Source organism: Gallaecimonas mangrovi, assembly GCF_003367375.1.
GTDB classification, from domain to species: Bacteria; Pseudomonadota; Gammaproteobacteria; order Enterobacterales; family Gallaecimonadaceae; genus Gallaecimonas; species Gallaecimonas mangrovi.
Map to the genome: position 1 here is coordinate 3,331,770 of NZ_CP031416.1, position 23,184 is coordinate 3,354,953.

Here is a 23,184-nt window from a genome sequence, read left to right on the forward strand (position 1 = left end):
TTCTTCCGCTCAGCCATAGAGATCATCTGATGCAAGACGCTCGCCCCATCCGTCGCGCCCTTATCAGCGTATCTGACAAAACCGGTATTACCGACTTTGCCCAAGCTCTCACCCAACGTGGTGTTGAGATCCTGTCCACCGGCGGTACTTACCGTCTGCTTAAAGAAAACGGCATTGCCGTCACCGAAGTGTCCGAATACACGGGCTTTCCGGAGATGATGGACGGCCGGGTTAAAACCCTGCACCCGAAAGTGCACGGTGGCATTCTTGGCCGCCGCGGTACCGACGATGCGGTCATGAGCGAGCACAGCATTAACCCCATCGATCTGGTGGTGGTTAATCTCTACCCCTTTGCAGCGACGGTAGCCAACCCCGACTGTAAATTTGAGGACGCGGTCGAAAATATCGACATCGGCGGCCCAACCATGGTGCGTTCTGCCGCCAAAAACCACAAAGACGTGGCCATTGTGGTGAGCAGCAACAACTACAGCCGTATTTTGGCCGAAATGGACGAAAACGACGGCAGCCTGAGCTTTGAAACCCGTTTCGACTTGGCTATTCGCGCCTTTGAACACACTGCCGCCTATGATGGCATGATTGCCAACCACTTTGGCGCCATGTTCGGTGACAGCAAGTTCCCTCGCACCTTCAATAGCCAATTTATTAAAAAGCAGGATCTGCGCTATGGCGAAAACAGCCATCAGCAATCGGCTTTCTATGTAGAGGCCGACCCCAAAGAAGCCTCTATTGCTACCGCCCAGCAACTGCAAGGTAAAGCGCTGTCGTACAACAACATCGCCGACACCGATGCTGCCCTTGAGTGCGTAAAAGAATTCACCCAACCGGCCTGCGTTATTGTCAAACATGCCAACCCCTGTGGTGTGGCCGTTGGCGCTAACATTTTGGAAGCCTACGAGCGGGCCTTTAAAACCGACCCCACCAGCGCCTTTGGCGGCATTATTGCCTTTAACCAAGAGCTGGACGCCGACACAGCCAAGGCCATTGTTGACCGTCAGTTTGTGGAAGTGATTATCGCGCCCAAGGTTTCTACCGCCGCGCGCGAAGCCTGTAGCGCCAAAGCCAATGTGCGTTTGCTGGAATCTGGCCAGTGGCAAGTGCGCCCTGCCGCCCTTGATTTCAAACGCGTTAACGGCGGCCTGCTGGTTCAAGATAAAGACCAAGGCATGGTGGCTAACAGCGACCTGAAAGTTGTCACCAAGCGCGCCCCGAGCGAAGACGAAATGAAAGACCTTCTCTTTGCCTGGAAGGTGGCCAAATTCGTTAAATCTAACGCCATTGTTTACGTTAAAAACGAAATGACCATCGGCGTTGGCGCCGGCCAAATGAGCCGCGTCTATTCCGCCAAAATCGCCGGCATTAAGGCCGAAGACGAAGGCTTGGAAGTGCCCGGCTCTGTCATGGCGTCTGACGCCTTCTTCCCGTTCCGCGACGGTATTGATGCGGCAGCCAAAGCCGGTATCAAAGCCGTTATTCAGCCCGGCGGTTCCATCCGCGACGAAGAAGTGATCAAGGCCGCTGACGAAGCCGGCATTGCCATGGTCTTCACCGGTATGCGCCACTTCCGCCACTAAGGAGTCAGCATGAAGGTTCTGGTTATTGGCGGCGGTGGCCGCGAGCATGCGCTGGCTTGGAAAGCGGCGCAAAGCGAAGAGGTTGAAACGGTTTTTGTGGCGCCCGGCAATGCCGGTACCGCCCTTGAGCCTAAGCTTGAAAACGTTAACGTGGCTGGCAACGAAGCCCTGGTGCAATTTGCCAAAGACAACCACATTGAGCTGACCATTGTTGGCCCGGAAGCGCCCTTGGTTGACGGCGTGGTTGATGCCTTTCGCGCTGAAGGTTTGGCTATCTTTGGCCCCACCCAGGCTGCGGCGCAGCTGGAAGGCTCCAAGGCCTTCAGTAAGGATTTCCTGGCTCGCCACAACATTCCAACGGCCCAGTACCGTACCTTCACCGAGGTTGAGCCGGCCCTTGCTTACCTTGAAGAACGCGGCGCCCCTATCGTTGTTAAGGCCGATGGCCTGGCTGCCGGTAAAGGGGTCATTGTTGCCCTGAGCCTGGATGATGCCAAAGCCGCAGTGAAAGACATGCTTTCTGGCAATGCCTTTGGTGACGCCGGTGCCCGGGTGGTAATTGAAGACTTCCTGGACGGCGAGGAAGCCAGCTTTATTGTGATGGTGGATGGCAACAACGTCACCCCCATGGCCACCAGCCAAGACCACAAGCGGGTTGGCGACGGTGACACCGGCCCCAATACCGGCGGTATGGGTGCTTACAGCCCGGCGCCGGTGGTGACCACTGAGGTCTATCGCCGCATCATGGATGAGGTGATTTACCCCACCGTGGAAGGCATGAAAGCAGACGGTATTCCTTACACCGGTTTTCTGTACGCTGGCCTGATGATTGACCACGACGGCGCTCCTAAGGTCATCGAATTTAACTGCCGCTTTGGTGACCCGGAAACCCAGCCGATCATGATGCGTTTGAAATCGGATCTGGTGAAGTTGTGCCTGGCCGCTACTGCTGGTGAGTTGGACAAGTTTCCTTCAGCTAACTGGGACGAACGCCCGGCCGTTGGCGTGGTCATGGCGGCGGCTAACTACCCGGCCTCACCGCAAAAAGGCGACGCCATTAGTGGCCTGGACGCCGTGCCGCCAACCGTAAAGGTGTTTCATGCTGGCACCAAAGAGCAAGACGGCAAGGTAATAACCAGTGGTGGCCGCGTATTGTGCGTTACTGCCCTTGGCGACTCGGTACTGGCGGCGCAGCACAATGCGTACGCTGGCGTAGGTGCCATTCAGTGGGATGGTGCCTTCTTCAGAACCGATATCGCCTATCGCGCCATTCGCCGGGAAATCGACTAAATCAAAAAGGCCGGCCTGCGCCGGCCTTTTTATCCTCTTCGATATTTCCATTGCACAACCTGGCGCTATCTCTTAGGGTTTAGCGCTCCGTTCTTAGGCTCTTGTGGTTATGTCCCTATCGTCCTGGCCCATGTGGCTGCGTTACCGAGTTTATGCGGCCATGTTGGCCATCCTTTTTGCCGCGGCCTTTATTAGCGAAGCGGGCCAAGCAGCTGGCCCCTGGCATGTGCAGCTGCACTTGTTGACCTTCTTTGTGGTGGCACTGGTGAGCTGTTGGGCCTGGCCCAAGTTGCACCTTAAGTGGCAACTGCTGATGGCGGTATTGGTGCCTGTTATCCACGAAGTATGTGAAATGTTTGGCCACGGCCACCGCTTGGAATACCGCGACATAGCCATTGACGTGGCGGGCGGTTTTATCGGTATTGCCCTTGCCGCCTTCTTTAAACGAAAAAGCGCCGCATAGCGGCGCTTTTTTTATGTTTGCAGCGTCCCTTAAACCTTAAATATTTCTACCGAACGGTTTAGCAGGTTGGCCAGCTCGGTTAAGTCTTGGGCACTTTGGTGGTTGCTTTGTGACACATCAAAGCTGGAACGCGCCTCGTCGTTAATATCCGACACATTCGAGCTTATCTCTGCCGCCACCTTGCTTTGCTCTTCGACAGCGGTGGCAATTTGGGTATTCATATCCTGGATCATCCCCACCGAACGCTGAATTTCTTGCAGCGCCGTATTGGCCTGGGCTGATTTTTCCGCGGTGCCTTTGGCGTCATTCATGTTGCGGGTCATCATCTGCAGCGAACGGCTTGCTTCGTTTTGCAGCCGCCCTATGGTCTCTTGGATCATATTGGTACTTTCTTTGGTTTTATTGGCCAGGCTGCGCACTTCATCAGCCACCACCGCAAAGCCGCGGCCATGTTCACCGGCCCGGGCTGCTTCAATGGCGGCGTTCAGCGCCAATAAGTTGGTTTGTTCAGAGATCCCGTCAATCACCTCTAAAATTTTGCCAATGCCCTGGGTTTCTTGCTCCAGCTCATTGTTCACCGTAACCACCTGCTCAATGCCCGCCACCAAGTGCATAATGCTTTGGTTCATGTCTCCCACAACCCCCATACCCGACTCGGAATGGTTATTGGCATCCCTTGCTGAATCAGAGGCTTGCAATGCATGGCGAGCTACTTCGTCGACGGTGGCCGACATTTCATTCATCGCCGTAGCAGTTTGCTCTAACTGCATCATTTGCGCTTCGGAGCTGGACCTGACCGACGACGAGGTTTGGCTCATCTCAACCGAAGCCGCTTCCAAGCGCTGCGCCGCCTCGCGGATATTAATAATGGTTGCTTTTAATGCCACCACCATCCGGTAGGTTGCGCCCAGCACCCCGCTTTCATCGCCCCTGGCACGGTCAGCCAGCGAGAAGTCACCTTTGGAAATTTTATTGACGATGGCTTCAATCTCTACCGGCTCGCCACCAATGGGGCGATACATCAAACGCACCACCAGGTAATAGCTCACCGCCAGGGAAACCAGAATGGCGATAATGGCTATCCACAAGCTGGTCCAAAGGTAACTGCGTGACGCCGCTTCAATATCGCTGCGGCTTTCCCAGCTCCACACCGACCACCCCAATTCTTTAGAGATAGCGTTAAACACAAAGTAGGCTTTGCCATTGAGTTGGTACTGATGGCCAACCCCACTTTGGTCGCGGTATTGTTCAAAAGACGGGCGGTCTTTAAACAAGTTGGTACCAATCATGGCGGCATTATTGGCCGACAAAATATAACCGTCTTGGCGCGCCACATAGATTTGGTTGCGCTTAGAAAGGCTGGTGATAAATTTCGCCAAATTATCCAGGCCAATATTAAGCCCCATAATGCCAACAATATGGCCGTCTCGAACCACGGGCGTTACCAGCGACATAATAGTGCGCCCTGATGATGCCTTGTAAGGCGTGGTCACCACCTGCTTCTCACCGGCCATAATGCGGGTGTACCACTCACGGCCAGCCTGCTTGGCATTAAAATTGGCTACCGCCCCTTCCACCCGGTAAACGGTGCCGCCAGCGGTGCTATAAAAGGCCGCAACAATGTCGTAATTGTCTTGCATGTATTTGAGCTGCGCCGTTAGCTGGGCGGTATTGAGCTGGCCGTTTGCATCCACATCAAGGCCTTTGCCCGCCATGGCCAGTACATCAAAGTTACGCAGCATTTTTTGTTCAACCGCCGACGCCATCAGAAAAGCCTGCTGCTTCATCTTATTGGTGTAGTTGGTTTCGGATGAGCGGCTAAAAGATTGGTAGCCTAAATAAACAATGATCACGATGACGCAGCTAAATAAGGCTCCTATTGAAAAAAGGAGTTTATTTTTTGCACTCATCCGGGTCGGCGCTGATGTCGACATATCGCTTTTATCCTATAAAACCAAAAAAAGATGAAAAACACGGTGGGAGGGTATTGTTTCGTTATCTAAAAGCTTCGGCGGCTGCGCAATAACTTAGGCGCCAAGCCATGGCGGCTAAGTTGCTACCGCCACCTATCACCCTTAAAGCGACCAGTAACAGCCAATAATTGAGGGATTCTGTAAGGTTTCCCGCAAAAACCTTGCTCAAATAACCTCAACGCTTGCCGACCTTTTTTCTAAAAAGCCGCCTTGCCTGTTAAATAGGCAACAAATTCTAAAGGCGGTAATTTAAAGAGAAAAGGCCGCTTTATTAAGTAATAAAAAAGAAAAAAGCCCGCAGGGATGGCTCGCTTTATAAAGTCAAAAACGAGCACATATTTAAAACATACTACTCATTTAGGCTAAATAACTCAGCGATATTAACCAGCCTTACAGGGGCTTAATCAATGTCGACAGGGTGTCGGGCTTGGCCGCTAGCCGTGCTAAGTGGGGATAGCGAAGACCACCTTGATAAATAAGGGTTTTCACTCGCGTCTTACCATCTTCCTCAAAGCTGAGTACCACTGGCTGCTTGGCCGAATGGGCAACTGCTGTCAGTAAGGCATTAAGGCTAAAAGGAGCACCATTGACGGCCGTGATGGTAACCCCAGGCCTCATGCCGGCGTTAAAGGCCGGGCCTTGCCAAGCAACAGAATACACCTTGCCTTGTTCGCTTAGGGTTAAACCGATGGAGTAGGTTAAATCGTTTTCACCGTCTTCCAACTCATGTTGACGAAAAGCTACCGTCTTCTGGTCGGTAAACACCAATTTCCAGCCATGGCGCTCAAGCCCGGCATTGGTATCAAGGGCCTGGAGGCCATTCAGCCAATGCCGCAAATAGCCAGCCCAGTCACTAGGAGCAACCGCATTTAGGGCTGCACAAACATCATCAAAGGTATAAGTACGGATAGGTGCATCAGGGGCGCCGCCACTGAAAAAAACTTTGGCAAAGTTATTAATGTTGCTCTTGCCGTCAGTTAAAGCCCGGATTTGGGCATCCACATCCAGCCATAACATAACCCCTTCAGCGTAATAATCCTTGCGCCGCTGCCAATCACGCCAAGGCATGCGTTTTCGCAGCATAAAGGCCGGGTAATTAACATCATCGGACAGTGGTCGCCAAGCGCGGCCAGGGTGACTGGCGATCTTGGCAGCGTCCATCGCCAGCCGTTCCCGCAGCTCCTTGGCACTAAGTAAACCGGCTCGGGTAGACAGAATGCGCCCCCAAAATTCGGTTTGTCCTTCATAAACCCACAATAAGCTGCCGCTTACCGGAATATTTGGCGTGGCAGCCCACATATCGGCCGGAACGCGGTACAGACCATTCCAAGCATGCACCATTTCATGGGTGATAAGGTCACGGTTATTAATCTGCGTAGCCCATTGCCGGAAGAAGACTGACGGCAGATAATTTTCGCCAGAGGTACGATGTTCTAAACCACCGCCCCAGCCTTCGTCGTTCATTTGCACCAGTATGTCGTAGTGCTTAAAAGGTCTAGGGCCGAAAGTGCGGTCGATTTGCTGCACCATACGCGCCAAAGCAGCAAGCTTGTCAGCAGGAACCTTGAGGTCACTGCTGTGTAATGCGAGCAAATCCAAAGAAACGGTGGGCGTAACCGCCAGCGTTTTCGTGTATCGCCCAGCGATCAACGGCGAGTCCTGCAAGGTGTCCATGTCCGTAGTGGCAAACTGCGTGTCTGCACCTTGCTGGTGAACAACCGATAACGGTGTTATCGGTTGCAGCCCCATTGGCAGCCTAAGTGTTGGTGCCACATTGATATTTCTGGCATACCAGCCCGCCGGATAAAGCAGCATTTTTTGCCACGGCACAGTCACCATATCGGGTGCCATCATCATGTCGTCACCGACAATCTGAAATTGCAGTTCAAGTGCCTTGGCATCGGAAGGTACCGAAAGGTGAAAAGCATACGGCTGATAAGGGTCGCGCTTCCAGCGCACCTCTTTGCCTTGGGCATGGATCTTAAGGCCCATTAGGTTAACCACACTAATGCTAGGGCCGTGACTACCGTATTCAAATTGCGGGTAAAGTAAGGTCAGCTGCTGACTACCCTGCAAGGGAATGCGCTCATTAACGCTGTAAATTTGATGGGCGATATCGGTGGCGTTAACGGTTAAATCAATATGGCCTTTAAAGGGGTGGTCAACAGGCAGAGCCACCTGGCGGGTAAGTGCTGCAGGTAATTGCACTGGCCCAGCAGAAGCCTGCGCCTGGGTAATACCTGCCAGAAAAAACAGCCCTATAAGGCAAAGGCTGCGAACGCTATGCCAGTCTGCTTTGCGACGTTCCCGCCCGACAACATGATGAAAAATCTGACGATAAAATCGCACTGCCAACTCCAAATAAGGCATTGTTTTCCATGACAGCAACGATCGTTGCGTCCAAGAAGAGACATTCGATGCTGTTACATTAAAAACAGGCTATTAATGCACATCAGTCGCCAAGAATTTATCACAGGCTTGATTCGTCACTCAGCAAAAAGTTACCAGCATTATCCAGGGTATCTGCATCGGTGCTTTCATCTTTTAATGACACGCCGCTAAGGCCGCGGCGCCAGGCTTCACGCAGCAAATAAAGTTGGCGGCTGGCCGCTTGTGGGTAGCGAAGCCCGGCAGGCCGCACATTGGAGATACAGTTGCGCCGCTCATCGGTGCAGCCCACCGCCGGCCCATAGGTAAAGTAAAGGCCCATGCTGTCAGGGGCGCTTAAACCGGGGCGCTCACCAATCAGCACCAGCACCATGCGCGCTCCCAAGCACTGGGCCACTTCGTCCCCTACCGCAACCCGGCCCTGGGTGACAATGGTTAAAGGCGCTAGCGACCAGTCTGTTAATTGCGGTGTTAAGCAGCCAAGAAAGGCGGCAGCGTTTTCTTCAATGGCCAGCGCCGAAAGGCCGTCCACAATCACCAGCGCCAAGTCGTAGTCGCCGCGGTGGCGCTCGGCAATTTCCTTCGACGCCGCACTTAAACGCCGTCCCCAGTCCGGGCGTTTTAAGTAACTGGCGCGATCGCCAGCCTGGCTGGTGAGTGCCAGTACCGGCGCGTTTAACTGGGCAGTAAGCTTTTCCACATCTAGCGCCTTGTGCACCGCGTCGCGGGCGCGGGCATGGTCCAACTGAAAGCGCAGATGCTCATGGGTTGGCAAACTCACTCCGGCCTTGCCTTGGGCAATACGGGCAGCGGTAAATTGGCGAAGCACTTGCCAGTCGTCACTCATGGCTTGTTCTCCAGGCGCTTAAGGGCCGGGGCAAAACGCGGCGGCAGGGTGTCTGCTAGGCGCAGGTTTTTATCAAAGATCTGCATTTGCTCGAGCCAGGCGGCAAACTCCGGCGCCGGTTTCAGCCCCAAGGCCCGGCGCAGATACAAGGCGTCGTGAAAAGAGGTGCTTTGATAACCAAGCATGATGTCGTCAGAGCCGGGAATGCCCATCACATAATTACACCCCGCCACCCCCAGCAGCGTTAGCAGGTTATCCATGTCGTTCTGGTCGGCTTCAGCGTGGTTGGTGTAACACACATCCACCCCCATCGGCAGCCCCAGCAGCTTGCCGCAAAAGTGGTCTTCCAAACCGGCGCGGGTAATTTGTTTGCCGTCAAAAAGATATTCCGGGCCAATAAAGCCGACCACGGTATTAACCAGTAACGGGTCAAAGGCGCGGGCCACGGCATAGGCTCTCGCTTCCAGGGTTTGCTGGTCCACACCAAAGTGGGCATCGGCCGACAGCGCGCTGCCCTGGCCGGTTTCAAAATACATAACGTTGTTGCCAACACTGCCCCGCTTTAGGCTAAGCGCCGCCGCTTGCGCCTCGGCCAACAGATCCAAGGTGACACCAAAGCTTTGGTTGGCCTTTTGGCTGCCGGCAATGGACTGGAATACCAAATCCAAGGGCGCGCCTTTTTCCATGGCATTGAGGCTGGTGGTGACATGGGTTAGCACGCAGGACTGGGTGGGAATTTGGTACTGCTGGATAACCCCGTCCAGTAAATCCAGCAACCGGCGGACCTGCTGCAAGTTGTCGGTGGCCGGGTTAATGCCAATCACCGCATCGCCGTTGGCGTAAAGCAGGCCATCTAAAATACTGGCGGCGATACCGGTGGCATCATCGGTGGGGTGGTTAGGTTGTAGCCGCGTCGCCAAATGCCCAGGTAACCCTAAGCTGTTACGAAAGGCGGTGGTTACTCGGCACTTTTTGGCCACCAGGATAAGGTCCTGGTTGCGCATAATTTTACTGACCGCCGCGGCCATTTCCGGGGTAACGCCCGGGCTGATCAACGTGAGTGCCTCGCTGCTGGCAGCATCGCTTAACAGCCAATTGCGAAAGTCCCCTACCGTCAGGTGGCTTATTGGGGCAAAGGCGCTGGCGTTATGGCTGTCGATGATAAGGCGGCTAACGTCGTCTTCTTCGTAGGGCACCACCAACTCGCTAAGAAAGGCCTTTAACGGCACCTCGCTTAACGCCAATTGTGCCAAGGCCCGCTCTTCATCGGAGCTGGCTGCCACCCCTGCTAACTGGTCGCCGGAGCGCAGCGGCGTGGCCTTGGCCAGCAGGGTTTTAAGATCGGCAAAAACCACCGATTGACTGCCGTGCTGATAGCGATAAGCCATAACGAGCCCTCAGTAATGCGCAGTGTTAACCATCTCGGCCAGGCGGCTTATCGTCAAGTTTTGGCGTTAAAAAAACCGGCCAAGGCCGGTTTTTATTAAGGCAGCAACACCGTTGAGCCGGTGGTCTGGCGCCCGGCCAAGGCAATATGAGCCTTGGCCGCGTCTTTTAACGCAAAGCGCTGGCCTATTTGCACTTTGACATCGCCGTTTGCCACCACCTCGAACAAGTCCTGGCACATGGCTTTTAAACGTTCGGGGGTGTCGGCATAGCCGTTAAGGCTGGGGCGGGTGGTAAAGAGCGAGCCTTTTTGGTTCAAAATGGCCAGGTTCACCCCTTCCACCGGCCCGGAAGAATTACCAAAGCTCACCATCAGGCCGCGCGGCTTTAAGCAATCAAGTGACGTCAGCCAGGTGTCTTTACCCACCGAGTCGTAAACCACGTCGCACATGGCGCCGGCGGTAAGTTCCTTCACCCGCGCTACCACATCTTCCTGGCTGTAGTTAATCACTTCCCAGGCGCCGTTAGCACGGGCCAAAGCCGCTTTTTCTTCGGTGGACACCGTGCCGATAAGTTTTACACCAAGGGCCTTGGCCCACTGGCAGGCAAAGCTGCCCACCCCACCGGCGGCGGCATGGAACAGCACCACGTCGCCGGCTTTTAGTTTGGATGTTTGGCGCAGCAGGTATTGGCAGGTGAGGCCTTTAAGCATCATCGCTGCCGCGGTTTCAAAGTCGATACTCTCTGGCAGCGCCACCACTTTGGCGGCAGGCAGCACATGAAACTCGCTATAAGAACCCAGCGGCCCCTGGGCATAAGCGACCCGGTCGCCCACCTTAAATTCGCTTACTCCTTCGCCGACAGCATCAATCACCCCGGCCCCTTCGGTACCAAGGCTGGTGGGCATGCTGGGGGCTTTGTAGAGCCCGTCACGAAAGTAGATATCGATAAAATTCACACCCACGGCGTGGTTTTTTACTCGCACTTCACCAGCCTTTGGCTCGGCCGGGGTAACCTCGGCCCACTCAAGCACTTGTGGGCCGCCGTTTTTTTCAATCTGAATACGCTTTGCCATGACTCACTCCTTCTTGGCGTTGAAACATTGATACCACTTTGGCCACGGGGCGATCCACTCGACTTTAGCCAAGCGCACCAATTGTTTAGGGTCAGCCGCCAGCTTTATAATGGCCGCTATTCATGCCCTGACGGGCTTTTCAAAAGCGAGTACAGCCATGGGCGCACAATGGAAGGCCAAGCACAAAACCGCTGCCGCCAATGCCAAAGGGAAAATTTTCACCAAACTCAGCCGCGAAATTATGGTGGCCGCCCGCGCTGGCGCCGACCCCGACATGAACCCCAGGCTGCATATGGCCATTGACGCCGCCAAAAAAGCGTCGATGACCCGCGACACCCTTGAGCGCGCCATCAAAAAAGGCGCCGGCCTTTTAGATGAAGTCGTTAACTATGAGCTGGTGACCTACGAAGGCCTTGCGCCGCATCAAGTACCGGTGATCGTCGAGTGCCTAACCGACAATAAAAACCGCACCGCCTCTGGCATGCGGGTAGCGTTTCGGGGTGGCCAGCTGGGCAACTCTGGCTCGGTTAGCTGGGATTTTGACTACCTCGGCATCATTGAAGCCGAAGGCAGCAGCAACGCCGAGGAAGCGGCCATTGAAGCTGGCGCCCAAGACGTGGAAGAACACCAAGAGGGCGTGACCTTTTACACCGACCCTAAAGACTTGGACGTGGTTAGCCGCGCCCTGCCAGAACACGGTTTTAGCGTGCATTCGGCCAAGCTCGGTTATAAGGCCAAAAACCCGCACGCCTTGGACGGCGAGGCGTTAGCCGAGGTTGAAGCTTTTTTGGAAAGGCTCGACGAGGACGACGACGTACAAGAAATTTACGTGGGCCTGGCCTAGAAAAGCGCCCTGCCGGGCGCTTTTTTATTGCAGCTGCTGGCGCAGCCACACTTCTAGCCGCTTACGCTCCTCGGCTGAAAAGTGACTAGCCTGATACTGCGCCAACGCCTTGGCCCGCACCGCTTGGGATTCGCCCGCTAACTCCGTTAGCTGCGCCTTATACGCCGCCACCTTGTTGCGCCAAGCTTGCTGCGCCGCCTTGGCTTGCAATAAGCGGTCGGCGGCAGCGCCGCCATACTGGGCGGCCAATTGGTCACGGCTGGCATCGGGGTCGGCGTTAAGTTCGGCCAGCTGCAAGCTGGGGCCATAAGCGCGTTGCAAAGCCGGCGGCGCCTTAGCCAGTGCGTCTTGCTGCCAGCCCAGCAGCGCTTGCTCACTCAAGCCTAACGCCTGCATTTCAAGGCGGCGCAGGGTGAAGTCTTCCAGCGCCGCATCCTGCCCCCAAAGCCGGGCTATCTCGGCCTCAGAATAAAACTGACGACGCACCGCATCACGCTCGGCCCAAGCCGCTTTTAGCTCGGTGGCGCTAAAGGCTTTTGGTTTAGTAACCCCTGCCAAAGCGCGACGGTACTGCTGGTAGTGGGCGAAGGCGGCCAGCGCCTGCTGAATATCCGCCTCTGACCAACCGGCTGACCGCAACGATTGCGCCAGCCGCTGCGCCAGTTGCCGAGGTTCAAGCTCCCCCTGGGCACTTAACCAATATTCAAAGCGCCTTTTAAGTGCAGATGTCAGTAAAAAGTGCTGGCCAACGGCGCCATCAACACTGGTGTTTGCCAGGCTTTTGGCGGTTACCGGTTTGCTGTGGTGGCTTGGAAACAATAAAAACAGGGCGCCGGCCACCACCAACACCGGCACCATGACGTTAAAGGGCCTCATGTTAAAGCCCCAGATTTTTCAGCCTGTTAGCCTGATTGCGATACAGCGTTTTCGGGTTGGTTTCAAACAGGCTCACCAAGCCAAAACTTTGGTTAACCTCATCTAGGTGATTCATGCGGTAATCGTCGCGAATCACCATTCCCAAATGGCTAGAGCAGCTAGAGACCAGGCCGTCATTGCTTTCGTTAAATACCAAAGAAGTGGTGCCAAGGGCTGCGTCGGTAACATCCAGGGCGTTAGTGAGTGGGCTGCCACCACTCCAGGAGAAGTAATAAACGCCGTTAGCCGCCTGCATCGGCCCTTCGCCACAATATTGGCTGGGCATCCCTTCGGGGTAGCTGGCATTAAAGGCCAGCGAACCGGCAGTGGTCAGTGAATTTAAGGCCGCCACCGCATCTTGCGGATCGCCCGGGGTGCCAGACAGAAACTCGATAAGGCCAGCAAAGGCATTGGCAGCAGCGCCAATCACCGCCTCAGACACCGAATCGGCCGGTATCGCGCCGCGCAGGGCATCGGCAAAACGTGACCCCCAATTCACGCCCCCAACCGAGGTCACCGACGCCACCTTATCCGGGCTGATGGCGGCGGCATAGCGGGCGGTGGGGCCGCCGTGGGAATGGCCAATCAGGTTAACCTTGCTGGCGCCCGTTAGCGCCAGAATGTTGTCAATTTGCACCAGCAATTGCTCGCCCCGTACCTCGGTGCTGTTGGCTGCCGACACATCCACCACAAACACCTCGGCGCCGCCTTCACTTAGCGCTTGCGGTATGCCGTACCAATAATCCACCCCGGCCAGGGAATCAAAGCCGAAAAGGCCATGAACCAGAACAATGGGATATTGGGTTTGGGTGTAGCCGCTGGCGGCGGCCTGAGTGAAAGGCAAGGCGCACAGCAGCGCCAGCCCCATAAACAGAGACTTGAGTGACATAACTCCCCCTTGTTGTGCTGCATTTCCTTTATGGGTCGGCCTGCCTTTTTCGTTTGGCTGCAACAGGTCCGCCCAGTGCTTAAAGTGTGCACAACATTGGCATTACGGCAACTGTCAGCTTGGCCGGGGGCTTAAACGGGGGATTGCATCTCGGGTTTGTCGTATTTGCGGCGTACCCAGTTCACCGCTTTCAGTACCGAGCTTTGGCCAATAACGGCGCGCTCCAGGCGGTATTTACCGGGAAAGTCAGACACCACCAGGGCGATAAGAATGGTCAGCAGCCCCTGGCCCGGCAAAAACAGCATTAAAAAGCCGGCCACAAACAGCACCAGCGCCAACAGGTTACGCAGCACACACAGGCTAATGGCCCCGGCCGTCCAATGGCGGCGGTGGCTGTCACGCACAAAATAGTCGGCCGGCATTTTAACGATGAGATAGGGAATAACCACCATTGATGCCAGCACCATCACAATGCCAGCAATACCAAGCGCCGGCAGATACGGCGTTATTGCTTTTATCAGGGTATCCAACCAGGCAGGCATAGCATTCCTTTTCCTTGAGGGGCCTTTCAGTTGACGGCATTTTGCCTTTTCGGGCAAGTGTTTGGCGCTTTGGGGCTAATCACCGTTAAGATAGGGCAAAGCGTTAACGCCAGGGATTTCATGCAAAGCGGCCTCTCTATCATTCAGGGCAATAAACTCGACGATCTACGGGATCTGTTGGTGGCTTTTTTGGCTAAAAGCCCGCTCTCGCCTTTGGAAAACGAAACCTTTTTGGTGCAATCCAACGGCATGGCGCAGTGGCTGAAATTGGGCCTGGCCGACAGCGCCGGTATTTGCGCCGCCGTAGACATGCAAATGCCGGTGCGGTTTTTGTGGCAAGCCTACCGCGCCGTGCTGGGCGCCAACAATGTGCCCCGCCACAGCCCCTTTGATAAGCCCCGGCTGCGCTGGCGTTTACTCAGGCTACTGCCAACCCTAACCGGCGAGCTTTACGCCCCCCTTAAGCGCTTTTTGGAAGGCGACAGCGATCAGCGCAAGGCCTGGCAGCTGGCGCAAAAAATTGCCGATATTTTTGACCAGTACCAAATGTACCGCGCCGACTGGCTGGCCGACTGGGAAGCCGGCTTTGACCGGCTTATTACCCCCCGCGGTGAGGCGCGCGCGCTAGCCGAAGACCACCTTTGGCAACCGGCGCTGTGGCGCGCCTTGATGGCTGATATGCAAAGCGAGCAAACCGGTATTTCCCGCTCGGCGCTGCATCAGCGTTTTTTAGCCGCTGCCAAGTCGCTGGGCAGCCGCCCAGCGGGGCTGCCCGAGCGTTTGATCGTATTTGGCATTTCTTCCCTGCCAAGCCAAGTGCTCGAAGCCCTGGACGCCATCAGCCAGCACTGCCAGGTACTGCTGTTTGTGGCCAACCCCTGCCAGCACTTTTGGGGCGATATCGTCGATGGCCGCGATTTGCTGCGCCTTGAGCAAAAGCGCCAGCAGCGTAAACCCGGCCTACCGCTAGAGCCCAGCGACGACGAGCTGCACGCCAGCGCCAACCCGCTGCTGGCCTCCTGGGGCAAACAAGGGCGCGACTACATTGGCCTCTTATCCCGCTACGACGAGCCCGACCACTACCGCGCCGATTTCCAGCAAATTGACTTGTTCTCCGGTTACGGCGAGTCAGTGCTGGGCCAGGTGCAGCAAGACATTCTTGATTTAAACCCGCTGCCAGCAGAAAAGCGCGCCACCGCTGACGATTCCATTCGCTTGGTATCGGCCCACAGCCGCCAGCGGGAAGTGGAAGTGCTGCAAGACTTTCTGCTCACCCAGATGGAAAAGGGCTTAAAGCCGCGGGATATTATTGTGATGACCCCGGACATCCAGGCCTACGCGCCCCATATCGAGGCAGTGTTCGGCCAACTGGAATGGCGCGACCCGCGCTTTATTCCCTTTACCCTGTCTGACCGTACCGAGCGCGACGTAAACCCGCTGCTGGTGGCGCTGGATAAACTGCTGACCCTGCCGCAGTGGCGCTTTGCGGTCAGCGATCTGTCCGATCTTCTGGACCTAGCGGCGGTGCGGGCACGCTTTGGCCTTAGCGAAGCGGATTTGCCGCAACTAAAAGACTGGATAGCCGGCGCCGGTATCCGCTGGGGCCTTAACGGCCAGCAGCGCGCCGCCCTTGGCGTGCCGGCCCTGGAACAAAACAGCTGGCAGTTTGGCCTTAAACGCTGGCTGCTGGGCTATGCCCAGGGCAACGCTGGCCGCTTTGCCGGTATCGAACCCTATGACGAAGTAGCGGGCCTGGCCGCTGGCGCCGCCGGTAGCCTTGCTGACTTAATTGCGCTGCTGGAATATTACTGGCAGGCCTTTGCCCAGCCCCAAAGCCCCGAAAACTGGGCGGCGCTGCTGCGCCAGCTGCTGAGCGACCTTTTTACCGCTCAAGACAGCGACGAGCGCCTCACCCTCGAGCAGCTCAGCCAGGCCCTGGACGCCTGGTTAGAGCACTGCGTTGAGGCCCGCTTTGATGAGGCCATTGAGCTACATCTAGTGCGCGACGCCTGGCTTGGCATGCTCGATGACGGCGGCCTGGCCCAGCGCTTTTTGGCAGGCTCGGTGAACTTTGCCACCCTGATGCCGATGCGCGCCATTCCCTTTAGGCTGGTGTGTATTTTGGGCCTTAACGACGGCGACTACCCGCGCTCAGTGGCGCCGGTGGATTTTGATTTGATGAGCCTGCCCGGCCAATACCGGCCCGGTGACCGCTCTCGCCGCGAAGATGACCGTTACCTTTTTTTAGAAGCGCTGCTGTCGGCCCGCGATACCCTTTATTTGTCTTGGGTGGGGCGCAGCGTGCAAGACAACACCGAGCGGCCGCCGTCGGTACTGCTGGGCCAGTTGCTGGATTATTTAGAAGGCGGCTGGCAGCAGCCACCGGCCATTATCCAGCACCCCTTGCAGCCCTTTAGCCGCCAATATTTTGAGGGCGGCAGCCTCAGCAGCTTTGCCCGGGAATGGCGCCAGGTGCTAGATACCCCCGAGCTTGCGGCTAGCCACAGCGTGGCACCGCTCACTGAAACCCCCAGCGCCGACTTGGCGCTGCTGGCCAAGTTGCTGCGCTCGCCCTGCCAGCTGTTTTTCAACGAACGGCTCAAAATCTATTTAGGCAACGAGCAACAAGTGCTAGCCGAAGACGAGCCCTTTACCCTAAACGCCTTGGAGCAATACCAGCTTACCGACCAACTGCTGGCCGCTAGCCTGGACGGCACATTGGATAGGGAACTCGAACGCCTTAAAGGCAGCGGCGCCCTGCCGCTGGCAGGCTTTGCCGAACCGGCCATTGGCGGCGTGGTGGAAGCGGCCACCGATCTTGCCGCCAAGGCGCAAGGGCTACTAGCCAGCTACCCGCAGGAAAAAGCCCTGGAGCTGGCCACTGACGGCTTTGCCGATTGGCTAGAAGTGCGGCAAAGCCAAAACGGCGACCGTCTGCAATTGCAATTGCGCCCCACCAGCGTCATGGCTGGCAAAAAAGTGAAATACCACGCCCTGCTGCGGCTCTGGGCCGGGCATCTGTTGGCAAACGGCACAGGCCATCTTGTGGACAGTAAACTCTTGGCCCCCGACGCCGAGCTGCACCTGGCCGGTGGGCCGCAAAACGCCGCCCCCATTCTGGCGGCCTTCAAAGCGGCCCTTAATGGCCCGCTGCCGGTGGCGCCCAAAACCGCTTTTGCCTATCTGGCGGCGCTGGAAAAAGGCGAGGAGGCGGCCATCGCTGCCGCCCAAAAAGCCTATGACGGCGACGATTTCAGCCCCGGCGAGCGAGAGCAAGACCTTTACTGCGCCCGCGCTTACCCAAGCTTTAATGATATGGACACAGACCACTTCAAGGCCCTGGCCCAGAGCCTTTACGCGCCGCTGACGGAGGCCGTGCAATGAGCCAGCACCTTAACCCCCTGACCTTTCCGCTCTTTGGCACCCGGCTTATTGAAGCCAGCGCCGGCACCGGCAAAACCTTTACCATCGCCGCCCTTTACCTGCGGCTGGTGCTTAAGGGGCTTACCCCGCCACAAATTCTGGTGGTAACCTTCACCGACGCCGCCACCAAAGAGCTCAAAGACCGCATTCGCGCCCGGCTGGTGGAAGCGGCCAAGGTGTTTCGCGGCACTTTGGCGGGCGACCCTTTGGTAACCGCCCTTAAAGGCCAATATCCAGAGGACCAGTGGCCGGGCTGCGCCCGCCGCCTGGAACTGGCCGCCCAGTGGATGGACGAAGCCGCCGTTTACACCATTCACGGCTGGTGCAACCGCATGCTGGCCACCCACGCTTTTGCCGCCGACAGCCTGTTTGAACTGACCCTGGAAACCGACCAGCGCCACCTCTTTGAGCAAGTGCTGGCCGATTATTGGCGCAGCCAGTATTACCCCCTGGCCGATGTGTCGGTGGTGGCAGAGCTTTGGAACAGCCCTGCCAAGCTCCATGCCGCCATCCGCCCCTGGCTGCCCTGGGCCGAGCCGCCAGTGGTGAGCGCCAGCGAGGTGCTGGCTGACATTAGCGAGCGCCAGCAGGCCTTGCTAGCGCCGGTTAAAGAGCAATGGCGCCACTTGCTGGATGACTTCTGTGCCGCCATGCTGGCCGCCCACGCCAATAAGGATTTCAACGGCAACAAGGTGCGCATTGCTACCTTGGAAGGCTGGCTTGAAGCATTAAAAGCTTGGGTCGACTCCGACGCCCTGCTGCCGGACATAAGTGACAAACACTGGCAGCGCTTTAGCCCCGAAGGCCTGGAAGACGCCGCCAAGGCCAATGTGGCGATCATGAGCCACCCCGGCATTGATGCCCTGAGCGCCATCCTGGCCGCCCGCGCCAAGCTGCCCAAGGCCGATATTGATTTAGCCAAACACGCCGCCGGCTGGATAAAGGCCCGGCTGGAGCAAGAAAAACACCAGCGCGCCACCCTGGGCTTTGACGACCTTCTTACCCGCCTCGACCAGGCCCTACACAAAGGCCCGGAGCTCAGCGAGGTGATCCGCCGCCAATACCCCATCGCCCTGATTGATGAATTCCAAGACACCGACCCGACCCAGCTTCGGATCTTCGCCAACATCTATGATCTTGAAAATGCCGGGGAAGAAGAGGACTTCTTAGACGAACAAAACAGCCGTTCTGGCGTGATAAGCGAAGCCGAGACAAGGCCGGCAACGACGAAGACGCGCAGTGTACACACAGTACATGAGCAGTCTGAGGAGGCAGCCAACGCGGTATCGGCGAGCGCAATAGCCAGAACCGGGCTGTTTTTGATTGGCGACCCCAAGCAGGCCATTTACGGCTTCCGCGGCGCCGACATCTTTACCTATTTAAAAGCCCGCCGCGCTACCGCTGGCCGCCATTACCACCTGGACACCAACTACCGCTCCACCCAGGGGCTGGTCAGCGCCGTCAATCAGGTGTTTAGCCAGCAGCCCAACAGCTTTTTGTTTGACGAAATTCCCTTTGAGGCCGTCAAGGCCAATGGCCGCAAGGAACAATTGGTGATGAACGGCGCGCCGGTACCGGCCATGACCGGCTGGCACTTGCCGCTGGATAGCGCCGTGTCTGGCGGCCAATACCGCAAGCTGATGGCCGAGCGCTGCGCCAGCCAAATGGTGGCCATGCTCAATAGCGACGCCACCTTTAAAAGTGAAGACACACTCACAGCGTTACGCCCAGCCGATATGGCGGTGCTGGTGCGGGGCCGGGGCGAAGCCGACGCCATTCGCGCCGCCCTTTTTGCCCGTGGCGTGGCGTCGGTGTACCTGTCGGACAAAGAATCGGTATTTGCCGCCAGCGAGGCGCGGGATTTGCTGGCGCTGCTGGCCGCCTGCGCCGAGCCGGAAGACGGCCGCTTGCTGCGCGCCGCCTTGGCAGCGCCGGTGCTGGAGCTGAGCCTCGGTTGGCTCGATACCCTCAATCAGGACGAGCTGCTTTTTGAGCAGCAAGTGGAGCGCTTTAAAGGCTACCAGCTGCGCTGGCACCAGCGCGGGGTACTGCCGATGCTGCGCCAACTGTTAAGCGATTTTTCGATTCCGGCGCGGCTCTTGGCAAGCCCAGGCGGTGAGCGGTCCCTTACCAACCTGTTGCATCTGGCGGAACTGCTGCAAGGGGCGGCGGCCAAGCTCGATGGCGAGCAGGCGCTGATTCGTTATCTAAGTGAGGCGGTGGCCGACCCGGCGGCGGGCGACGAAGAAATTCTGCGCCTGGAATCCGACGCCGACCTCGTCAAAGTCATCACCATCCACAAGTCCAAGGGCCTGGAATACCCGCTGGTGTTCCTGCCCTTTGTGATGGGCTACCGCGAAGAAGACCGCCAGGGCCCCTACATCCGCTACCACGACGACAGCGGCAAGGCGGTGCTGGACGTAGAGAAAACCGACGGCGCCTACGCCAAGGCCGAAAAAGAGCGGCTGGCCGAAGACATGCGCCTTTTATACGTGGCGCTCACCCGCCCCCGCCACGCCTGCTTTTTGGGGCTGGCACCGGTGAAAATGCAGCGCAGCGGCAAGAAGGGCGAGAACGACCTGCACCGCGGTGCCTTCGGGTATCTCTTGACCGGCGGCGCTCCCATCGACAACGGCGCTGTGGGCGAGGCTTTTGCCAGGCTCGCCGCTGGCTGTAGCGATATGGTGCTAAGCGCCGCGCCCGACGTTACCGATATGCAGTACCAGCCGAAAACCCAACCATTGCCGCTGGTGGCGGCCCGCGAATTTAAGGCGCCGCCGGCCGAGCGCTGGTATATCGCCTCTTACTCGGCGCTGCGCACCCAAGACTGGCAAAGCGATATCGCCACCCCCTTGGCGGAAAACCTCAATAACCCCGACGAGGAACAAGAGGCCCAAAGCAAGGCGCTGTCAGACTCCATCCACCAGTTCCCCCGTGGCCCCGGCCCCGGCACCTTCCTCCATGGCCTGTTTGAATGGGCCGCCGATGAAGGCTTTGGCAAGGTTAGCGAGCCTCAGGCGCAAAAGCTGCTGGCCCAGCGCCTTATGCCGCGCGGCTGGGAGCGGTGGCTAACGCCTCTGGCTAACTGGTTTGTGGCGCTTATCAATAAACCGTTGCCGCTGCCAAACGGCGAGGCGGTGGCCCTGGGCGCCCTTGATAGCTACCAGGCGGAGATGGAGTTCTGGTTCTCGGCCAAGCATGTGGATTTACAGAAAATGGATCTGTTGGTACACCGCCACACCCTCGGCGGCCACGGCCGGCCCATGCTCAGCCCCGGCGAGTTGAACGGCATGCTCAAGGGCTTTATCGACTTGGTGTTCGAGCACAATGGCCGCTACTACGTGCTGGATTACAAATCCAATCACTTAGGGGACGGCGACAGCGCCTACAGCCAGCAGGCGATGAGTGAGGCCATTCGCGAAAAACGCTACGACCTCCAATACGTGATTTATCTGTTGGCCCTGCACCGCTTGTTAAAATCGCGCATCCCCGATTATGACTACGACCAGCACCTGGGCGGCGCCGTGTATTTATTCCTGCGCGGCGGCCACTGCTACCTGGACCGCCCCCAGCGCGAACTCATTGAGGGCCTAGACGCCATGTTCGAGGGAGATACCCATGCTTGAGTTACTGGATGCCTGGGTAGAACGGGGCTGGCTGCGTCGCATCGACCGCGCTCTGGTGCGCTGGCTTAAAGAGCTGGAGCCCAGCACCCAGAGCCGCTGCTGCTGGCCGCCGCCCTTTGCTCCCACCAATATGGCCGTGGCCATATCTGCCTGGATTTAAGCGCCACCTTACTGGACGCCGACGCCACCCTCTCCTTGCCGCCCGAGGGCGATGTGGGGGAGGAAATGCCCACCAAGCCGTCGGAGCTTTTAGAAGGCAGTCAACTTGAAAGCTGGCTGGCGGCCATCAAGGGCTCGCCGCTGGTCAGCAGTGAGGCAAGCCCGCTGGTGCTGGTGGAAAACCGCCTTTACCTGCGCCGCAATTACCGCTTTGAACAAGCGGTGGCGGGCCATATCAGCAGCCGCCTTGCGCCCATGGCAGTCAGCCCCGAGCTTAAACCGCAGCTCGACGCCCTCTTTAGCGCGCCGGGGCTCGATTGGCAAAAGCTCGCCTGCGGCCTTGCCTTTCACATGCCCTTTACCATCATCACCGGCGGCCCAGGCACCGGCAAAACCACCACTGTGGTGCGCCTGTTGGGCCTTAAGCAGCAGTTGGCGCAGGCCGGCGGCCAAAAGCTGCGTATTGGTCTTGCTGCCCCCACCGGCAAGGCGGCGGCAAGGCTGACCGAATCCATTCGCGGCGCCGTAGAAAAGCTGGCGCTGCCAGATGCGGTAAAAGCGGCCATTCCGGTGGAAGTGACCACGCTTCATAAGCTTTTGGGCGTTATTCCCCAAAGCCGCCACTTTCGCCACCACCACCAAAACCCGCTGCACTTGGATTTACTGGTGGTGGACGAAGCCTCGATGGTGGACCTGGAGATGATGAGCGCGCTGTTGGATGCCCTGCCCGCCTCGGCTCAGCTTATTTTGCTGGGGGATAAAGACCAGCTCGCCTCGGTAGAAGCCGGCTCTGTGCTGGGGGACTTGTGCCAAGGGGCCGATTTGGGCGGTTACGATGCCGACACCCAGCGCTTTCTAGAGGGCCTTTGCGGCGAAAGCCTGGCGGCCTTTACCCAAGGGCAAAGTGCCCTGGCCCAATGCCGGGCCATGCTTAGGGTCAGCCACCGCTTTGGTAGCGATTCCGGTATAGGCCAACTGGCGCGGGCGGTGAACCTCGGCCAAAGCGAAGCGGCGTTAAAGCTGCTGCGTGAAAACCGGGACGATTTAAAGCTGTTGCCCATCAAAGACGACGGCGTGGCCCTGTCTCGCCTTGCCATCGACGGTTACCGGGGTTATTTGCAGGTGCTGAATGCCGAGCGCAGCAGCGACCGCGATACCTGGGCCGCCAAGGTGCTGGCCGCCTTTGGCCGTTTTCAAATGCTCTGCGCCCTAAGAAAAGGCCCCTTTGGGGTGGAAGGGTTAAACCAGCAAATAGCCGAGGCCTTAAAAGCCAACGGCCAGCTGGAAAACGACCACGGCTGGTACGAGGGCCGCCCGGTACTGATAACCCGCAATAACTACACCCTGGAACTGATGAACGGCGACGTGGGCATTTGCCTTAGGGTAGTGGAAGCCGACGGCAGCCAGCGGCTTCGGGTCGCCTTCCCGGTGGTGGGCGGCATCAAATGGGTACTGCCCTCGCGCCTTTCTGATGTGGAAACCGTGTTTGCCATGACGGTGCATAAATCCCAAGGCTCGGAGTTCGACCACACCGTACTGGTGCTGCCCGACACCCTAAGCCCGGTACTAACCCGCGAGCTGGTTTATACCGGCATTACCCGCGCTAAGTCGTGTTTTACCCTGGCGGCGCCGAAGTTGGGGTTATTGGCGGCGGCGGTGGAGAGGAAGGTTGAACGTGCTTCGGGGTTGCGCGAAGCGTTTGGGTAAGTTTGCTGCCACCAGCAGGTTCGGTTTTTAACTGAAAGTTGCTTTATACGCCGGTTCCCGCACCG

16 protein-coding genes are annotated in these 23,184 nt (G+C 57.4%); 8 read left to right on the plus strand and 8 right to left on the minus strand.

Annotated features, from left to right (window positions below; genetic code table 11):
- Positions 1 to 29 precede the first annotated feature (29 nt).
- The 3 genes from purH (at position 30) to DW350_RS15825 (ending at position 3,345) form a co-directional block, all read left to right on the plus strand.
- The gene (gene purH, locus DW350_RS15815; RefSeq protein ID WP_115719864.1) at positions 30 to 1,592 is read left to right on the plus strand and encodes a bifunctional phosphoribosylaminoimidazolecarboxamide formyltransferase/IMP cyclohydrolase; all 1,563 of its coding nucleotides are present in this window, start codon (positions 30 to 32) and stop codon (positions 1,590 to 1,592) included.
- A 9-nt stretch (positions 1,593 to 1,601) separates the two neighbouring features.
- A complete protein-coding gene (purD, locus tag DW350_RS15820) occupies positions 1,602 to 2,882 on the plus strand; it encodes a phosphoribosylamine--glycine ligase (RefSeq protein WP_115719865.1) in 1,281 nt (426 codons plus the stop codon).
- A 109-nt stretch (positions 2,883 to 2,991) separates the two neighbouring features.
- Entirely contained in the window at positions 2,992 to 3,345 is a 354-nt protein-coding gene (locus DW350_RS15825; protein ID WP_152032999.1) for a hypothetical protein, read from the plus strand.
- Positions 3,346 to 3,374: 29 nt separating this feature from the next.
- Here the strand turns inward: DW350_RS15825 and DW350_RS15830 are convergent, their stop codons facing one another.
- The 5 genes from DW350_RS15830 to DW350_RS15850 all read right to left on the minus strand — a co-directional run bounded on the left by DW350_RS15830 (position 3,375) and on the right by DW350_RS15850 (position 11,014).
- Complete coding sequence (locus DW350_RS15830; protein ID WP_192954713.1) at positions 3,375 to 5,198, minus strand: methyl-accepting chemotaxis protein; 1,824 nt, start codon at positions 5,196 to 5,198, stop codon at positions 3,375 to 3,377.
- 510 nt (positions 5,199 to 5,708) lie between these two features.
- On the minus strand, positions 5,709 to 7,667 hold the full coding sequence (locus DW350_RS15835; RefSeq protein ID WP_226911338.1) for a M61 family metallopeptidase: 1,959 nt from the start codon (positions 7,665 to 7,667) through the stop codon (positions 5,709 to 5,711).
- Positions 7,668 to 7,788: 121 nt separating this feature from the next.
- Positions 7,789 to 8,553: an ethanolamine ammonia-lyase subunit EutC gene (gene eutC, locus DW350_RS15840; protein WP_115719868.1), complete on the minus strand. Its 765-nt coding sequence runs from the start codon at positions 8,551 to 8,553 to the stop codon at positions 7,789 to 7,791.
- The gene (locus DW350_RS15845; RefSeq protein ID WP_115719869.1) at positions 8,550 to 9,941 is read right to left on the minus strand and encodes an ethanolamine ammonia-lyase subunit EutB; all 1,392 of its coding nucleotides are present in this window, start codon (positions 9,939 to 9,941) and stop codon (positions 8,550 to 8,552) included. Before DW350_RS15845 ends, eutC begins: the two co-directional genes overlap by 4 nt.
- A gap of 95 nt (positions 9,942 to 10,036) precedes the next feature.
- Positions 10,037 to 11,014, minus strand: a complete 978-nt coding sequence (locus DW350_RS15850; protein ID WP_115719870.1) for a quinone oxidoreductase family protein — start codon at positions 11,012 to 11,014, stop codon at positions 10,037 to 10,039.
- A gap of 157 nt (positions 11,015 to 11,171) precedes the next feature.
- On the opposite strand from DW350_RS15850, the gene DW350_RS15855 reads away from it, so the two are divergent.
- Positions 11,172 to 11,858 carry a YebC/PmpR family DNA-binding transcriptional regulator gene (locus DW350_RS15855; protein ID WP_115719871.1) on the plus strand — a complete coding sequence of 229 codons (687 nt, stop codon included), beginning with the start codon at positions 11,172 to 11,174 and terminating at the stop codon, positions 11,856 to 11,858.
- 24 nt (positions 11,859 to 11,882) lie between these two features.
- Here DW350_RS15855 and DW350_RS15860 read toward each other — a convergent pair whose 3' ends face one another.
- The 3 genes from DW350_RS15860 to DW350_RS15870 form a co-directional block, all read right to left on the minus strand.
- Positions 11,883 to 12,734, minus strand: a complete 852-nt coding sequence (locus DW350_RS15860) for a lipase secretion chaperone (protein WP_115719872.1) — start codon at positions 12,732 to 12,734, stop codon at positions 11,883 to 11,885.
- A gap of 1 nt (position 12,735) precedes the next feature.
- The gene (locus tag DW350_RS15865) at positions 12,736 to 13,662 is read right to left on the minus strand and encodes a triacylglycerol lipase (protein WP_115719873.1); all 927 of its coding nucleotides are present in this window, start codon (positions 13,660 to 13,662) and stop codon (positions 12,736 to 12,738) included.
- 131 nt (positions 13,663 to 13,793) lie between these two features.
- A complete protein-coding gene (locus DW350_RS15870; RefSeq protein WP_115719874.1) occupies positions 13,794 to 14,204 on the minus strand; it encodes a hypothetical protein in 411 nt (136 codons plus the stop codon).
- A gap of 30 nt (positions 14,205 to 14,234) precedes the next feature.
- Between DW350_RS15870 and recC the strand changes: the two genes are divergently transcribed.
- The 4 genes from recC to recD are packed head-to-tail and all read left to right on the plus strand — an operon-like array spanning position 14,235 to position 23,119.
- Positions 14,235 to 17,588, plus strand: coding sequence for an exodeoxyribonuclease V subunit gamma (recC, locus tag DW350_RS15875; RefSeq protein WP_226911339.1), 3,354 nt, complete (start codon positions 14,235 to 14,237; stop codon positions 17,586 to 17,588).
- Positions 17,585 to 21,253, plus strand: a complete 3,669-nt coding sequence (recB, locus tag DW350_RS15880) for an exodeoxyribonuclease V subunit beta (RefSeq protein ID WP_115719876.1) — start codon at positions 17,585 to 17,587, stop codon at positions 21,251 to 21,253. The genes recC and recB overlap by 4 nt, the downstream gene beginning before the upstream one ends.
- On the plus strand, positions 21,246 to 21,413 hold the full coding sequence (locus DW350_RS19830; RefSeq protein ID WP_336406952.1) for a hypothetical protein: 168 nt from the start codon (positions 21,246 to 21,248) through the stop codon (positions 21,411 to 21,413). The genes recB and DW350_RS19830 overlap by 8 nt, the downstream gene beginning before the upstream one ends.
- Positions 21,356 to 23,119: an exodeoxyribonuclease V subunit alpha gene (gene recD, locus DW350_RS15885; RefSeq protein WP_419178356.1), complete on the plus strand. Its 1,764-nt coding sequence runs from the start codon at positions 21,356 to 21,358 to the stop codon at positions 23,117 to 23,119. The genes DW350_RS19830 and recD overlap by 58 nt, the downstream gene beginning before the upstream one ends.
- The last annotated feature ends 65 nt before the right edge of the window (positions 23,120 to 23,184 follow it).

Coding starts and splice junctions, on each gene's coding strand:
- DW350_RS15860 (WP_115719872.1), bottom strand. CDS start 12,734: ATGAGGCCCTTTAACGTCATGGTGCCGGTGTTGGTGGTGGCCGGCGCC.
- DW350_RS15855 (WP_115719871.1), top strand. CDS start 11,172: ATGGGCGCACAATGGAAGGCCAAGCACAAAACCGCTGCCGCCAATGCC.
- purH (WP_115719864.1), top strand. CDS start 30: ATGCAAGACGCTCGCCCCATCCGTCGCGCCCTTATCAGCGTATCTGAC.
- DW350_RS15850 (WP_115719870.1), bottom strand. CDS start 11,014: ATGGCAAAGCGTATTCAGATTGAAAAAAACGGCGGCCCACAAGTGCTT.
- DW350_RS15870 (WP_115719874.1), bottom strand. CDS start 14,204: ATGCCTGCCTGGTTGGATACCCTGATAAAAGCAATAACGCCGTATCTG.
- DW350_RS15865 (WP_115719873.1), bottom strand. CDS start 13,662: ATGTCACTCAAGTCTCTGTTTATGGGGCTGGCGCTGCTGTGCGCCTTG.
- DW350_RS19830 (WP_336406952.1), top strand. CDS start 21,246: ATGCTTGAGTTACTGGATGCCTGGGTAGAACGGGGCTGGCTGCGTCGC.
- DW350_RS15825 (WP_152032999.1), top strand. CDS start 2,992: ATGTCCCTATCGTCCTGGCCCATGTGGCTGCGTTACCGAGTTTATGCG.
- purD (WP_115719865.1), top strand. CDS start 1,602: ATGAAGGTTCTGGTTATTGGCGGCGGTGGCCGCGAGCATGCGCTGGCT.
- DW350_RS15845 (WP_115719869.1), bottom strand. CDS start 9,941: ATGGCTTATCGCTATCAGCACGGCAGTCAATCGGTGGTTTTTGCCGAT.
- recB (WP_115719876.1), top strand. CDS start 17,585: ATGAGCCAGCACCTTAACCCCCTGACCTTTCCGCTCTTTGGCACCCGG.
- eutC (WP_115719868.1), bottom strand. CDS start 8,553: ATGAGTGACGACTGGCAAGTGCTTCGCCAATTTACCGCTGCCCGTATT.